The following is a 15463-nucleotide window of genomic DNA, read 5'->3' on the forward strand; positions in this document are numbered from 1 at the left end:
TTTATGGCGGATTCCTCCTCCGGTAAACTTGGTGCTTCCGGCGCCGGCCTGAGCCGGAGATTTCCTGCCGCCGCCATCCTGGGCTTGCTCCTGGTCGCGGCAGTGCTGGTGTCCCTGTCCCTGGGCCGCTACCCCATACCCCTGGGCGCCCTGATCACTCGGCTCCTGGGAGGCACCTTTGCCACACCCCAGATGGAAGCGATCTTCTTCAATGTGCGGCTTCCCCGGATCATCCTGGCCTGCCTGGTTGGGTGCTCCCTGGCGGCGGCGGGGGCCAGCTACCAGGGGGTGTTTCAGAATCCCTTGGCTGCCCCGGACATACTGGGGGCCTCAAGCGGGGCCGCCACCGGGGCAACCCTGGCGATACTGATGCGGCTCCCGGGCCCCATGATCACGATTTTTGCCTTTTTTGCCAGCATTATTACCATAGCCCTGGTAATGTTCATCGGGAACCAGACCCGGGGCAGAAACATTGTGGGGCTTATCCTTGCGGGCTTGATGATATCATCCCTGAACAGCGCCGCCATATCCTTCATGAAGCTCATGGCGGACCCCAACAATGTGCTGCCCGAGATCGTCTACTGGCTCATGGGCTCCCTGGCTAAAACAAAGCCTGCGGATGTAGCTTTTGTGTTCATCCCCATGACTCTGGGGCTGGTCCCCCTGTTTATTTTCCGCTGGAGGATCAACCTCCTCACCCTGAGCGAAGATGAAGCCCAGTCCATGGGGGTCAATGTCAAACGCACCCGGGCATTAGTAATTGTGTGCTCCACCCTGATTACTGCTGCGGCAGTTTCCGTGAGTGGCATCATAGGCTGGGCCGGGCTGGTGATCCCCCACCTGACCCGGCGTTTCGTGGGCAACGATTACCAAAAGCTCATGCCCGCAACTATGCTCTTCGGGGCCCTCTTCCTCCTGGTGATCGACAATATCTCCCGCAACCTCTTTGCCACCGAGGTCCCCCTGGGGATACTCACATCCCTGGTAGGGGCGCCATTCTTCCTCTGGCTCATCACCAGGAAGGGGGATTTATGGTAAACTTAAAGGTTCCCCAGGAAGCGCCCCGGGAATCTCCCGACCTAAAACCGGCCCTGGAAGTACGGGACTTGAGTTTTTCCTACGGAAACAATCCGGTGCTGAAGGATATTGGTTTTACCATGAGAAGCGGGGTACTCCTGGGTCTGCTGGGGCCCAACGGCGCGGGGAAAAGTACCCTGTTCCGCTGCATCCTGGGGCTGGAGAAAACCCACTCAGGCACGGTGCTTCTGGACGGCCAGAACATAAAAACCCTGACCCCCGCCGCCCTGGCAAAACGTATTGCCTATGTACCCCAAATCCATTTCCCATCTTTCAACTATTCCGCTCTGGACATGGTGCTCATGGGAACCGCCGCCCAGGGCAAAGAATGGGCCATCCCGAATACCCGGCAGCGGGAGGTGGCTTCTGCTGCCCTGGAACAGCTGGGCATGGGCAAATTCCGGGACAGGGGATTCCGCCAGCTTTCCGGGGGCGAACAGCAACTAGTCCTCATCGCCCGGGCTCTGGCCCAGGATGCCCGTCTCCTGGTGATGGACGAACCCACGGCCAACCTGGACTACGGCAACCAGATCCGGGTCCTTCTGCAAGTTAAGGAATTGAGCCGCCAGGGCTACAGTATTATTCTCAGCACCCACAACCCGGATCACGCATTTCTGTTCGCCGACCAGGTTCTGGCGCTGCACAACAACAGTATCGCTGTGTCGGGGGCGCCGGGAGAAGTCTTGACCGGGGAACTCATCACCCGGCTCTACGGAGTTCCGGTAACCATACGCCGGGACAGCCGGGGGATACCCAGCTGTTTGCCCGTAATGCCGGGGTCGCTGTTCAATTCAGTTTAGGCAAGCTGCAGAGGATATGGAGGACACGGAGGCTTGCCGATTCGGTTCTACCCGCGAATATCTTCCAGCACCGCGTCCGGCAGGGCATGGACGCTCTCTTCAATATCCGCGCGGCTCAGGCCGGAAATTTTCAGGGTGATCCGCCGGTGGTCCAGGTCGTCCCCGTCCGAAGGAACCAGGGCTATGATATTGCCGCCCTTGACGGTGATGGCGTGGGTGAGCTTTTCTAACTGCCCAGGCTTTTCGGCCACATTGATGGTGATGCGGATACCGGGGTGCCGGGCGCCAAAGGCTTTGACAAAGACGTGGAAGAGGTCAGTTTCGGTGATGATGCCTACCAGAAGCTCCCCTTTCAATACAGGAATGCAGCCAATGTCCTTGTCCGCCATGATCCGGGCCACTTCTTCCACCACCTCGTTCTCGTCCACGGTGATCACATCCTTCACCATGATCTTTTCCACCCTGAGCTTGGACAGGAGGTAGCTGATCTCGTACATATCCAGGCTGGTGGCCGCCGAGGGGCCCGCCTGGAGCATGTCTTTTTTGGTGAGTATGCCCACCAGCTTATTGTTTTTATCCAGCACCGGCAGGTGACCTATCTGTTCCTTTTCCATCAGGGAACGGACCTCAGTAACCGACATGTCGGGGTGCACATAGATGGGGTTTTTCGTCATCACACGGTTTATAAGCATCTTATCCTCCTAAATACGCGGCCTTCACCGCATCGTCCTTCATCAGTTCCTTTGCGGGGCCGCTTTTTATCACCTGGCCGGTTTCCAGAATATAGCCCCGTGAAGCAAGGCCCAGGGCCTTAAAGGCGTTCTGCTCCACCAGCAGTATCGTTGTTCCTGTTTCATTAATGCGCTTGATAATCGAAAAAATTTCGTCCACCAGGATGGGGGCCAGGCCCATGGAGGGTTCGTCCAGGAGCAAAAGCCGGGGCTTGGACATCAGGGCCCGTCCCATGGCCAGCATCTGCTGTTCGCCCCCTGAGAGGGTGCCCGCCACCTGGCGGAGCCGCTCCTTGAGCCGGGGAAAAAGGGTAAAGACGTTTTCCATGTCATCCCGGATGGCGGGCCGGTCCCGGCGGGTATAGGCCCCCATTTCCAGGTTGTCCTTCACCGAAAGGTTGGCAAAGATGCGCCGGCCTTCGGGGACCTGGATGAGCCCCGCAGAAACAATGCGATCCGGGGACAGGCCGCTGATATCGGCGCCGTCGAAAAAAACGGCCCCCCCAGATTTTCTGATGATGTTGGAAATGCCGTGGAGGGTGGTGGTTTTCCCCGCACCGTTGGAGCCTATCAGGGTGATGATCTCCCCCTGGTCCACCTCAAAGGAAATGCCCCGCAGGGCCTGGATTGCACCGTAGTGGACCGTCAGATCCGTGACCTTAAGCATCGGCAAGGGCGTCCTCCCCCAGGTAGGCTTTGATCACTGCGGGGTCCCGGCGTATTTCATCCGGCAGCCCCTGGGCGATAACCCGGCCGTAGTCCAGGACCACGATGCGCTCGCAGATACCCATGACCAGTTGCATATCGTGTTCGATAAGCAGGATGGTGAGGTGAAATTCCTTGCGTATAAAAGAAATCAGCTTCATCAGCTCCGCTGTTTCCTGGGGGTTCATCCCCGCAGCAGGTTCGTCCAGGAGAAGCAGTATGGGGTTGGCAGCCAGGGCCCGGGCGATTTCCAGCTTCCGCTGTTCCCCGTAGGGGAGGTTCCGGGCCAGCTCGTGCTTCTTGTTATCGATCTTAAACAGGGAGAGCAGTTCTTCTGCCCGCTGCCGCATCTGTTCCTCGTCGTGATAAAACCGGGGGAGCCGGAACAGAACATCCAGGGGGTTTTCCACCCTGGATGAATGGAGGGCGATCCGCACATTGTCCTCCACAGTCATGTTGTTGAACAGCCGTATATTCTGAAAGGTCCGGGCAATGCCGATGCGGTTCAAAGTGGCGGGGCTCAGTTTTCCTATCACATGGACCTTGCCCTGGCGGTCCCAGAAATCGATCTCCCCCTCTGTGGGGGCATAGATCCCGGACAGCATATTGAACACCGTGGTCTTCCCCGCGCCGTTAGGCCCGATCAGACCGGTCAGTTCACCTTTGTGGAGTTCGCAGGAAAAGCCGCTTACCGCCCGGAGCCCTCCGAAGACGATGGACAGGTCCGAAACTTTTAACAAGAGGTCCCGGTCACTTTGCATGGGCGCCCCCCTTACCGATTTTAGCGCGTAAGAATGCTGCGAAGCGGCTGACCAGGCGGACGAAGGACAGTTCCTTCATGCCCAGAAGGCCCTGGGGCCGGAAGAGCATGACGAAGATCAGGATCAAGGGGTAGATCAGGAGCCGGTAGTCCCGGAGGAAACGGAGAAATTCCTGAAGGTAGGTGAGGATATAGGCGGCTATCACCGAGCCGGTCATGGAACCCATGCCCCCCAGGACCACGAAGATCAGGTAGTCGATGCTGCGGTTAAAGGAAGCGGCGTCAGGCTTTACAAAGCCTATCACCATGGCGTAGAGGCTGCCCCCGATGCCGGCGATAAAGGAGGCAATCACAAAACCTACCATCTTGTAGCGGAACACCGAGACCCCGTTGGAATTGGCGGCCACCTCGTCTTCCCGCACCGCCATGATCACCCTGCCGTAGCTGGACCGGAGAAAATTCTGCAGTAGGATCAGGATCAGGGCCAGGCTTGCGGTAACCCCAAGGAAAGCCAGGTCCCCCCGGCTGGTCATGATGGTGGTAAAGCGTCTGCCGTTGGCGCCTCCGGTGAGGGAACGCATGTTGGTGAGAATGACCCGGATAATCTCGCCGAAGCCCAGGGTCACGATGGCCAGGTAGTCCCCGGTAAGTTTCAGGGTGGGAAAGCCGATGATCAGACCGAAAAAAGCGGTGATCAGGGCGGCCAAAACGGCGCTGAGCCCCATGGGGATATGCAGGTCCAGGGTCAGGGCAATGCAGGAATAGGCCCCGATGACCATGAACCCCGCCTGGCCCAGGGAAAGCTGGCCTGTGATACCAGTAATAGTGTTCACGCTGATGGCCAGCAGGGCGTTAACACCCCCCATGGTGAGTATTTGTGCGGTATAGGCGTCGATGAGATTAATCCGTATGAGCAGGGTTGGTACGCACACTAAAGCTGCTGCAAAGATCCCCGGGATAAGGGTGTTTTTGGTACGTTCTTTCATATTACACCTTCACCCTGGCTTTTTTGCCCAGTATCCCCGAAGGCTTAACCAGGAGGATCACGATAAGTATCGAAAAGGAAATAGCGTCCGCATACTGGGAGGAGATGAAGCCCTTGGTCATGGTTTCTGCGATACCCAGGATGAAGCCCCCCAGCATGGCCCCGGGCACCGAGCCTATGCCCCCCAGGACCGCCGCCACAAAGGCCTTGAGCCCCGGCATGGTCCCCATGGTGGGGGAAACCTGGGGGTAGGCGCAGGCAAAGAGTATGCCCCCGGCGGCGGCCAGCACCGACCCCAGGGCAAAGGTGAAAGAAATGGTGCCGTTCACCGGAATCCCCATGAGGCTGGAAGCCTGGAGGTCAAAGGAAACCGCCTGCATGGCCTTCCCCCGCCGAGTATAGTTGACAATATAGTTAAGCCCCAACATCAGGGCTGCGGAAGACAAAATCACGATAATCTGGATATTGGAAATCGAAATAATCCCCAAGGAAATATTCACCACCGGCGGCTGGGGAAACTGCCGGGGGTTGGGCCCGATAAAGGGCAACACCCGGGCGCCGTTCTGTAAAATAAGGGAAACCGCGATGGCGGTTATCAGGGAGTTGAGCCTGGGCGCCCCCCTCAGGGGGCGGTAGGCAAAGCGTTCAATAAAGACCCCCAGGCATCCGCAGAGGGTCATGGCGAACAGAAAAGCTGCGGCCAGGGTCAGGGGGCTTACGCCGAATTTGCTCAGCACAAAGTAGCCCGCATAGGCCCCCACCATGAGAATATCCCCATGGGCAAAGTTGATGAGCAGCACTATGCCGTAGACCATGGTGTACCCCAGGGCTATCAAAGCATAGATACTGCCCAGGGATACACCGTTAAGAAGCTGTTGTAAAAAAATTACGCCCGTTTCCACAACAATCCTGAAAAGCCGGTTTAGGGATTTACCGTGGTCTTATAGGCCGTGGTAAGTTTGCCGTCACTGCCTTTGACCAGTTCCAGCACCACCGCAGATTTAATGGGGTTGCGCTTGGCATCAAAGGTGATATTCCCGGTAACATAACTGCTGTTAGTCTTTGCCAGGGCGTCCCGGACCGGAGTTGCATCTGCGGAGCCGGCGCTGATGATGGCGTCCCGGATCAGGTATGCAGAATCATAGCCCAGGGCCGCAAAGGCATTGGGCAGACTGTTGTACTTCGCCTGGAAGGCTTTGACAAAGTTCACCACCTTAGGCGCAGTGGAATCCGCAGTAAAGTTATTGGTAAAGAAGCCGTTCAGCACCTCGTCCCCGGCGTTTTCCTGAAGCCCGTCCCAGCCGTCGGCGCCAATAATGGGGGTGTTGATCCCCTGGGCCCGGAGCTGCTTGGCAATTAGGGCCACGGTGTTGTAGTAATCCGGAAGGTAGACCACATCGGGGTTGGCTGCCTTGATCCGGGTCAGCTGGGCGTTAAAGTCCACATCCCCGGCATTGTACACTTCGCTGGCTACCACAGAGCCGCCGTTAGCGGCAAAGGACTTGGCAAAATTTTCCTGGAGCCCCACGGAATAGTCATTGCCGTTATCATAGAGCACCGCCGCCCGTTTTGCCTTGATTTCATTAGCCGCGAAAAGGCCACCCACGGTCCCCTGGAAGGGATCGATGAAACAGGCCCGGAACACATAATTCCCCGCATCCGTAACCGCCTCGTTGGAGGCCGCCGGGGCCATGAGCACCACACTCTGGTTCTGGGCCAGGGAGCTGATCGCAATGGTACACCCTGAGGTGAGGGACCCGATAACGATCTGCACCTTATCCCGGGAAGTGAGCTTCCTGAAGGCGTTCACGGACTTTACCGCGTCACCCTCATCATCCTCGGAAACGAGGACCACCTTCTTTCCACCTATGCCCCCCGCCGCGTTGATCTCCGCGATGGCAAGTTCAATACCCTTCCGGGCTTCCACCCCGTATACCGCAACGCCCCCTGAGAGGGGGAAAATCCCACCGATAACAATGTCCCCGCTTGCCCCGCCGTCCGCCTTTCCTCCGGCAAAGGCCAGGGAAGCGGCGCAGAGGGCTAAAAGAAGCGCCCATAATTTTTTCATACATTCCTCCATAAGTTTGTGAAAATATGGTTTATAATACTGCATAATTATGCAAGATGTCTAGGGCAGATACCGGCAACAGAAACCGCCGCAACCCGTTGAAAAAAAGCGCCCGGAGAGGGGCGCCTTTTTTCATTAACCTTTAACCAGTTCCTTGAACACTCCGTGCCGCTTTTCGTCCTGCATGAGGAGGTTCACCTTGAACTGGCCGTCCCGGTAGCCCTGATCGATGCAGTAGGCCTTGAACTGCTCAAAGGATTCCGGCTGCAAGAGCCGGGTTTCCGGGTCCTTCAGGCGGTTACTGGCCCGCTTTTCCTTGTACTCCATGTTGAAAGTTTTAAGGATTTCGTCGATCTCCTTTGTAAACTGTTCCGCTTCGTTCTTTGAGATCCCCTGATCGGCAAATTCGTAGTAGAATTTGTAATTTGACTGGTCAATATCCGCAAAGCCGACAAAGAAGGCTGTCTTGCGGCCGGTTTTTTTCTCCGCTTCCCGGACCGCTTCAATAAACTGGCGCTCGTGGAGCTTTTCACCGGTGAGGCTTATGGTACCGTTCAGCTTCTGGATAAATTTCAGGGTGGGGAACTGATTGTAATACCCGGTAATTTCCAAAAGATCGTTCATGTTATACCGGTAGAGCCCCGCAGAAGTGGTAACCAGCATACAGTAACGCTGTCCCTTTTCCACTTCGTAGATTTGGTAGATTCGGGGATTGGGATTGTCCATCTCCGATTCGTGGATGAACTCAAAGTAGATCTTGTGGCCGAACACAACCGTGTCCGGAGAATTGGACTTGAGGACCAGGCCGGCTTTGCATTCCGTGGACATATAACTGAATTCGTGGAACACCGTTGTTGTGGGGAAGGAATCCTTGATCTTGTTGAAATAGACCTGGGTGTTGCCGCAGAACCAGACGCAGATGGTTTGCAATTCCGGCCAGTAGTGCTTGGGCAGCACCTTGCCGTACTTGGCCTTGAGGGCCCGGAGTTCCGCCGCCCGGCCGGGGTTGGGAGTCAATTTTGCTTCAATGGCGCTGCGGATTTCTTCGGGGATGGTAAAGAGCCGGCTTAGGGTGCCCTGCTCTACATCCTTTACATATTCGTCGTAAAATTCGTTGGCATTGGTCTGCATTTCCACCAGGGTGCTGGGGTTGGCGGTGATGATGCAATGGACGTTCCGGCCAATGGCCATGCGCATGATGGCGTAGTACCGGGCCTTGTAGTCCGCAATATGGAAGACTTCCGCCGGGGCGGTGTGGAGGACGTGCATAAATTTTGGGATGTCCCGCTGCATGATCCCCGAAAGGGAACCGTAGACCGTACCATCCGGGGCAGCCCCTTCGATGGACTTGCCCACCAGGGAGGCTGAGGGGCCGTACCAAACATGGGGCTTTTCCCGCATCATAAGGTAGAACCAGAGCTGGTTCATCCCCTTGTACACTTCCCGGTAATAGGTCTCGGTAACCGGTATCCACTTGGGTTCCTTGGTGGTTCCGCTGGTGGTGGCGTAGAGTTTAGGCTTTCCGGGGAACAGTATCCCTGCTTCACCCTGCTTGTGCCGCTCGATATAGGGCTGAAGGTCCTCGTAGTTATTAGCAGGGACGTAGTTCTGGTAGCGCTTAAAAAGCTCATCCGCCGTATCCGCCTTCAAAATCTCATCAAAATGATGCTCCTTCCCGTAGACCGTGTCCTTGGAAAGATCGAGGATATGCCGCAGGGTTCCATCCTGGGCTTTTTTTCCATCCTTGGACGCCTTGGTCAGCTCCTTCAGGCCCTTGCTGCCGACTATGATCAGCGCAAGCCGTATGAGCCACCATCCCTTTACCCTGGGTTCTTTCATCATTTCTCCCCTATTATGATAAATTTCTTGATCAAATTTAGTTTTTTGGCACTTTCCTATTTTGACAAATGTATATAATTTGTCAAAGTTACTCTTTTAAAATACTAAAATTTACGATATAATTCAAGGCGTTACTAAGCCCGCAGAAGAGGAAGATAAACCGCAGAGATGCACAGAGGGAAGGACACGGGAAAGGGGACCATACTCTGTCATGATCCATAGGCAAAAGCTTGGTAAGGGACGCCGGATACCTGTTACCAAAAAAAGGGGGCGGTTCCAAAAAGATGATTTGGAACCGCCCCCTCAGTTTTGCCTGCCCATGAAGTAACGCTTTATGGGCAGAACAGGCGCCTTATTTAGCGTAGGCCCCGCTTAAGTCTGAATATTCAGAAGCAGAAAACTGTATAAACAAGGAAAGCAGAATGTTGGCGTATCCGACTTTTGATCCTCCGGATTTCAATGATGCATGATCCATACCATAAGTGTCGTCCAACTCATAGGTACCACTCCATGTATTACCGTCAAGAGTAATAGTCCAATCGCTTCCGGTGAATGTAGCTATAGCGCCCTTGGGAGCGGTATACCCGGGAACAGCATTCCAAACTCCAATAAAAGCATTGCTGCTGGGAGTGGGATCGGTGGTAATAGGATTGGTGGACTTGGTAAAAGTCTCCGTGATGTCACCAATGAAATGCGCCGTCAATTTGTTCCCTGAAATAGTGGCGGTTCCAACGGGATATCCTAACATTTTTAATGTTGCGGTGATCCCTGTTGCAGTAGTCCCCGTTACAGTATAAGTACCGCTTTCATCATCCCCATAGTACCAGTTCCCGTCTTCGGTAATCTCTAATACGCCTCCTCCACTCCCCTGCCAATACCCCACAAAGGAATCTTCGTCAGTAGGAGGCTGTTCGTCACTAACCCGCTTAACGAACTTACTCCAGGCTACAGATATCGTTTCTGTGGAAAAATTTATTTTTCCGTTGCGGGTAACATAATCGTGAAGTCCGCTTGGTTCCACAGAATTCCAAAGATACATGTAGTAAGAACCGGTCCCCGTCCAATCCCCTGTAAGCTCTTCACCACTAATAGTTTGCAGAGGAATAGTAACAGTACCGCCGGAAATTGATGCGCTGCCACCCGCGATCACATTTGGGTCTTTTATTAGTTCATCGACCAGAACAACAAAAACCGGACCCGAAATACCACTAATCCCGGTAATGGTTAATTTGTTTCTATTTTCGCTACCAGCGGTTTTATACACAGCTACGGTCTTTGCTGCGGTTTCTATACCGGCCTTGGTTATGGAAACGGTCACCGTCCCCGGCGTTGTTACCGCTGTTAACGCGATTGTCCACGTTGTGCCGCTGCCGGTGAGCGCTCCCTTTGTTGCCGCGCCGGTTCCGCCGGCAATCGTTATGTTACCCTCCGTCAGGCCGGTAACCGTTTCGTTAAAGGTTAATATAATGCCGGTAGAATCTGTGGTTCCCGCTGTTCCGCCGACCTGGGCGGCGGTATAGCTTATGTCGGCTTTATACACAGCTACGGTCTTTGCTGCGGTTTCTATGCCGGCCTTGTTTATAAAAACCGTTACATTGCCTTCGGCAACCGCCGTTAACGGGATTGTCCACGTTGTGCCGCCGCCGGTGAGGGTTCCCTTTGTTGCCGCGCCGGTTCCGTTGGCAATCGTTATGTCACCCGCCGTCAGGCTGGTAAGCGCTTCGACAAAGGTTAGCGTAATGCCGGTAGAAGTCGTGGTTCCCGGTGCCCCGCCAGCCTGGACGGCGGTATAAGTAATGTCAGCAACTTCGCCCGCTTTATACACGGCTACGGGCTTTGCGGTGATTTCTATACCGGGCTTGGTTATCGAAACATTCACCGTCCCCGGCGTTGGTACCGCCGATAACGCAATGGTCCACGTTGTGTCGTTGCCGGTGAGCGCTCCCTTTGTTGCCGCGCCGGTTCCGTTGGTAATCGTTATGTCATCCGCCGTCAGATCGGTAACCGCTGCGTCAAAGGTCAGGGTAATGCCGGTAGAATCTGTGGTTCCCGATACCCCGCCAGTCTGGACGGCGGTATAAGTAATGTCAGCAACTTCGTCCGCTTTATACACGGCTACGGGCTTTGCGGTGGCTTCTATACCGAGCTTGGCTATGAAAACCGTTACATTACCTTCGGTAGTGACCGCCGATAACGCGATTGCCCACGTTGTGCCGTTGCCGGTAAGTGTTCCCTTTGTCGCCGCGCCGGTTCCGCTGACAATCGTTATGTCACCCGCCGTCAGATCGGTAACTGCCGCGCTAAAGATTAATATAATGCCGGTAGAATCTGTGGTTCCCGCCGTTCCGCCGACCTGGACGGCGGTATAGCTTATATCAGTGCTCGTATAGGGATCCTCTTTAGGCTCCATAGGACATCCGGTAAAAAACAAAGTTACTGCCAGCGCTGCCAGCATTGTAGATTTGGCCAATCTTCCTGAAAATTGAAACTTTTTCATTAAAAAGCCTCCTTAAAAAAGGATATTAAAACAGGGCAACGCCTGCCGGTAACAGAGGGAAGCGAGAAAATGTTGTGAACTGGATTATATCACTTTTTATTAAAAAGCTACAACGGGGTGTATGGCGCCGTCTATTCAATAATCAAAAACTCATTGAAGTACAAAGTCTCGATCTGCCCCAGCCGGAGTAGTGCGTTGTACCGGGACAGGAGTTCCGCTTTCACGGCGGATTCGGGTATGCGGTACAGTTCTTCTGCGGAGAGGGCTGCGAAATAGTCCAGGGTGAGGTTCCGGAACTCCCGGATCCGGGAAACCAGCTCCTCGGAAAAGGGGCGGTCCCCGGGGTAGTAGGGGAAAACCGCCTGGAGGATCACGGCGCCCCCGGCGGCGGGGCAGCGGAGGCGGCCCAGGGCGGTGAACATGGATGCTTCGGAACTTCCGGCCAGACCGTTGGCGGGAGCAGAAGAGGCCCCGGAGTGCGAAGAACCGGAGGCAGCGGGTTTGGGCCGCAGTACCAGGGCGTAGAGGGTCCCACCCAGGATGACCAGGATCAAAAGCAGGACCAGAGCCATGAGGGTGCGATACACACCCAGGGCTGCCCGGGGACTTTTTGACCGGGAGGAAGACGTATAGGTGCCAGGCACCTTTTTAGCGGCGGGCTTGGCCCGGGTCGGGCGGTATTCTCTGCGGGACATACTTACATCAGGCGGATGCCTGCCCCCTCAAAACGCCGCAGGGTCTCCAGGTTCACCCCGTTAATGGTGGCCCAGTAATCGGCATTTTTGGCAATATTGTAGATCAGGCTGATCTGGCAGAACAGGCCGCCCACGGAAACCAGGGCCGCCACCGGGGGGCCCTCCAGGCCGGGAACCGCTTTGTGAAGCTCCCGCAAAAGGGCCAGCCCTTCCTCGATTTTTTCGCTGCTGTTATCCCCCTTGACCTGTATGGTCTGGCTGACCTTGCTGTGGGGGGCGGAACTGACATTTTCGATGGGGGTCGCCGCAAAAAGGCTGTTGGGGATCACCACAATGCGGTTTTCCAGGGTCCGGAGCCGGGAAGTCCGTATCCCTATTTCGGTAATAACCCCATCGTAGCTCCCTATTTTGATCCGGTCATTGATATGGAAGGGTTTGTCCACCAGGACCGTGATGGAACCGAACACGTTGGACAGGGTATCCTTGGAAGCTAGGGCCAGGGCCGCGCCTCCCAGGCCAAGCCCGGCCAGAAGGGCACTGATATTGTAGCCCAGTTTCCGCAAAATCAGGACCCCTGCAAAGATCCAGACAATGGTTTCAAAAAAATTCCGCAGCACCGGCTGGAGCGCCGCCTCCCCCTTGATCAGGGCCCGTCCCTTGGAAGGCACATAGTGGAGTATCAGGGCGCCGATGATCCGGTTCAGCCCCACCGCAAGGATCAGGATCAGGGCGATGGACAGGATGCGGTCGGCCCAGAGCGCCGCCGGCGGGGAAAGTACCAGCTGGTACAAGCCCAGGCCAATGCCCCCCAGGGTAATCAGGAGCACCAGGGGCAGCCTGAGCCCGGCTATCACAATATCGTCCAGCTTGGATTTGGTTTTAGAGGCCCCATGTTTCAGGACAAGAGCCAAAATCCAGGAACAGAGTTTCCCCGCAATAAAGCCCCCGGCAATAAAAGCCGCCGCCCGGAACCACTGTTCCACCCGCTGGCCTAACAAAACATAGTTCAAGAGATCCTGCATAAATTCCCCGGCATCTATTCATTTAAGACTTATACTATTAAACTTATTATACTATATTAATAATACCATCAATCAAGGAGCATTACCATGATAACTAAACGGGCAGATATGAAGACTGAAATAAAGGAAAAAATGCGGGGCGGCGAAGGGGTGGTTAATTTCACCTACTATGCGCCGAATGACACGGAAAAGAACGCCCGGATGCTGGCGGAACTGAGCCTGCCCCCGGGCGCCTCCATAGGCCGGCATAAACACGAAAATGAAACCGAATACTTCATTTTTATATCCGGCACGGGAATCGCCGACGACAACGGTACGGAAAAGCCCGTAAACCCCGGGGATGTGATGATCATCGGCGACGGCGGCGCCCATAGTGTGAAAAACACCGGGTCCGTGCCCCTGGTTTTCAGCGCCATCATCGTCACCCACTAGGATAGCGGCATGTGCGGCATTGTCGGGTATGTGGGGGATGAGGAAGCGGCCCCGGTCCTTATCAGCGGCCTCAAGCGACTGGAATACCGGGGCTATGATTCGGCGGGGATCGCCGTGTTGGGCAAATCCGGGCTTGCCATACGGAAGTCCAAAGGGGCCCTGAAATTCCTGGAAGAGAAGATAGCTGGGGAACTGAAAGAAGGCGCCCTGAACGGGACCCTGGGCATAGGCCACACCCGCTGGGCAACCCATGGGGAGCCTTCGGACATCAACGCCCACCCCCATACTGATGTATCCGGCAAAATCGCCGTGGTCCACAACGGGATCATCGAAAACCACGCCAAACTCAAGGAATGGCTCATCAGCCACGGGGCCAACTTCCGCAGCGAAACCGACACCGAGGTTATTGCCCACCTGCTGAACTTTTATTATCACGGGGACCTGCTGAAAGCGGTGATTGAAGCCTTGAAACGGCTTGAGGGTTCCTACGCCCTGGGCATAGCCTGCGAAGACGAGCCGGACCGGATCATCGCGGTCCGCAAAGAGTGCCCCCTGGTTGCCGGAGCGGGCAAGGGGGAAAACCTCATCGCCTCGGATGTGCCGGCCCTGCTGGAATACACCCGGGAAGTCTACTACCTGGAGGACCGGGAAATCGCCGTGCTCTACCGGGACCGGATCGAATTTTTCAATGCCGAAGGGGAGCGCCGGGAAAAGCAGAGCTCCCATGTGGAGTGGGACGCCGCCGCCGCTGAGAAGGGCGGCTACGAACACTTCATGCTCAAGGAGATCCACGAGCAGCCCAAGGCCCTGACCGACACTCTTCGGGCCCGAATCAAAACCTACGCAACCAAAACCATCAACCTGGAAGAAATAGGCTTTGACCAGTCCTGGGCAAACGCGAACCGGGTGGTCATTGCCGCCTGCGGCACCGCCTGGCACGCCGGGGTTATCGGCAAGTACGCCTTTGAACGCTTTGCCCGAATTCCTACAGAGGCGGACATCGCCTCGGAGTACCGCTACCGGAACCCCATTTTCAACCCCCGGGACATCTTCCTCATCATCAGCCAGTCCGGAGAAACTGCGGACACCCTGGCCGCCATGCGGATGGCCAAAAAAAACGGCAACCGGATCATCGCCATAACCAACGCCGTGGGATCCACCCTGGCCCGGGAAGCGGATCTGGTCATGTACACCTGGGCAGGCCCGGAAATCGCCGTGGCCTCCACCAAGGCCTTCACCACCCAGCTCATGTGCATCTACCTCATCGCCCTCCAGCTAGGGCGGCTCCGGGAAACCGTCAGCGATACCGAGCTAGCCTCCTGTATTGAAGCATTAGAAAAACTGCCCGAACAGGCGGAACAGATACTCGCAGGAAAGGAAAATATCCAGCGCTTTGCCTCCCAGCAGTTCAACAAAGCAAAAGTGTTCTACATGGGCCGGCTCTTTGACTATGCGGTAAGCCTGGAAAGCGCCTTGAAGCTCAAGGAGATCAGCTACACCCACTCGGAAGCCTTTGCCGCAGGGGAACTGAAGCACGGCCCCATTGCCCTGGTGGACGAAACAACCCTGGTAACGGCGCTTTGCACCCAGACCGCCCTCTTTGACAAAATGGATTCCAATATAAAGGAAGTAAAGGCCCGGCGCGCCGCCACTGCGGTGATCACCTACGAGGATGTGGATTACTTTGACAAAACCGCAGACCAGGTGTTCCGCATACCCCGGACCCTGGACAGCCTTTCACCAATACTGTCGATCATCCCCTGCCAGCTCTACGCGTATTACTGCTCGGTGCTCCGGGGACTTGACCCGGATAAGCCCCGGAACCTGGCGAAGTCGGTGACCGTGGAATAGC

The 15463-nt window shown here is 55.7% G+C and carries 14 protein-coding genes; 4 read left to right on the forward strand and 10 right to left on the reverse strand.

The window, feature by feature from the left end; genetic code table 11:
• Positions 1–3: 3 nt before the first annotated feature.
• Together TREPR_RS13775 and TREPR_RS13780 are read left to right on the forward strand one after the other, a co-directional pair.
• Positions 4–1038: a FecCD family ABC transporter permease gene (locus TREPR_RS13775; RefSeq protein ID WP_015708943.1), complete on the forward strand. Its 1035-nt coding sequence runs from the start codon at positions 4–6 to the stop codon at positions 1036–1038.
• Entirely contained in the window at positions 1032–1877 is an 846-nt protein-coding gene (locus tag TREPR_RS13780; RefSeq protein ID WP_015708944.1) for an ABC transporter ATP-binding protein, read from the forward strand. Before TREPR_RS13775 ends, TREPR_RS13780 begins: the two co-directional genes overlap by 7 nt.
• A 47-nt stretch (positions 1878–1924) precedes the next feature.
• On the opposite strand, the gene TREPR_RS13785 is transcribed toward TREPR_RS13780, so the two are convergent.
• The 10 genes from TREPR_RS13785 to TREPR_RS13830 form a co-directional block, all read right to left on the reverse strand.
• Entirely contained in the window at positions 1925–2569 is a 645-nt protein-coding gene (locus tag TREPR_RS13785; protein ID WP_015708945.1) for a CBS domain-containing protein, read from the reverse strand.
• Position 2570: 1 nt separating this feature from the next.
• A complete protein-coding gene (locus TREPR_RS13790) occupies positions 2571–3275 on the reverse strand; it encodes an ABC transporter ATP-binding protein (protein WP_015708946.1) in 705 nt (234 codons plus the stop codon).
• Positions 3268–4074, reverse strand: a complete 807-nt coding sequence (locus tag TREPR_RS13795; protein ID WP_015708947.1) for an ABC transporter ATP-binding protein — start codon at positions 4072–4074, stop codon at positions 3268–3270. Before TREPR_RS13795 ends, TREPR_RS13790 begins: the two co-directional genes overlap by 8 nt.
• Positions 4064–5059 (reverse strand): branched-chain amino acid ABC transporter permease, encoded by a 996-nt coding sequence (locus tag TREPR_RS13800; protein WP_015708948.1) that lies wholly within the window; start codon positions 5057–5059, stop codon positions 4064–4066. The genes TREPR_RS13795 and TREPR_RS13800 overlap by 11 nt, the downstream gene beginning before the upstream one ends.
• A 1-nt stretch (position 5060) precedes the next feature.
• Complete coding sequence (locus tag TREPR_RS13805; protein ID WP_015708949.1) at positions 5061–5960, reverse strand: branched-chain amino acid ABC transporter permease; 900 nt, start codon at positions 5958–5960, stop codon at positions 5061–5063.
• Positions 5961–5980: 20 nt separating this feature from the next.
• Positions 5981–7126 carry an ABC transporter substrate-binding protein gene (locus TREPR_RS13810; protein WP_041611212.1) on the reverse strand — a complete coding sequence of 382 codons (1146 nt, stop codon included), beginning with the start codon at positions 7124–7126 and terminating at the stop codon, positions 5981–5983.
• A 135-nt stretch (positions 7127–7261) separates the two neighbouring features.
• Positions 7262–8965 (reverse strand): GH3 auxin-responsive promoter family protein, encoded by a 1704-nt coding sequence (locus TREPR_RS13815; protein ID WP_015708951.1) that lies wholly within the window; start codon positions 8963–8965, stop codon positions 7262–7264.
• Positions 8966–9317: 352 nt separating this feature from the next.
• The gene (locus TREPR_RS13820) at positions 9318–11462 is read right to left on the reverse strand and encodes an autotransporter outer membrane beta-barrel domain-containing protein (protein ID WP_015708952.1); all 2145 of its coding nucleotides are present in this window, start codon (positions 11460–11462) and stop codon (positions 9318–9320) included.
• A gap of 131 nt (positions 11463–11593) precedes the next feature.
• Positions 11594–12157 (reverse strand): flagellar basal body-associated FliL family protein, encoded by a 564-nt coding sequence (locus TREPR_RS13825; RefSeq protein ID WP_015708953.1) that lies wholly within the window; start codon positions 12155–12157, stop codon positions 11594–11596.
• Positions 12158–12159: 2 nt separating this feature from the next.
• On the reverse strand, positions 12160–13179 hold the full coding sequence (locus TREPR_RS13830) for a mechanosensitive ion channel family protein (RefSeq protein WP_015708954.1): 1020 nt from the start codon (positions 13177–13179) through the stop codon (positions 12160–12162).
• An 87-nt stretch (positions 13180–13266) separates the two neighbouring features.
• On the opposite strand from TREPR_RS13830, the gene TREPR_RS13835 reads away from it, so the two are divergent.
• The gene (locus tag TREPR_RS13835) at positions 13267–13611 is read left to right on the forward strand and encodes a cupin domain-containing protein (protein WP_015708955.1); all 345 of its coding nucleotides are present in this window, start codon (positions 13267–13269) and stop codon (positions 13609–13611) included.
• 9 nt (positions 13612–13620) lie between these two features.
• Complete coding sequence (gene glmS, locus TREPR_RS13840; RefSeq protein WP_015708956.1) at positions 13621–15462, forward strand: glutamine--fructose-6-phosphate transaminase (isomerizing); 1842 nt, start codon at positions 13621–13623, stop codon at positions 15460–15462.
• The last annotated feature ends 1 nt before the right edge of the window (position 15463 follow it).

Source organism: Treponema primitia ZAS-2 (genome assembly GCF_000214375.1).
GTDB classification, from domain to species: domain Bacteria; phylum Spirochaetota; class Spirochaetia; order Treponematales; family Breznakiellaceae; genus Termitinema; species Termitinema primitia.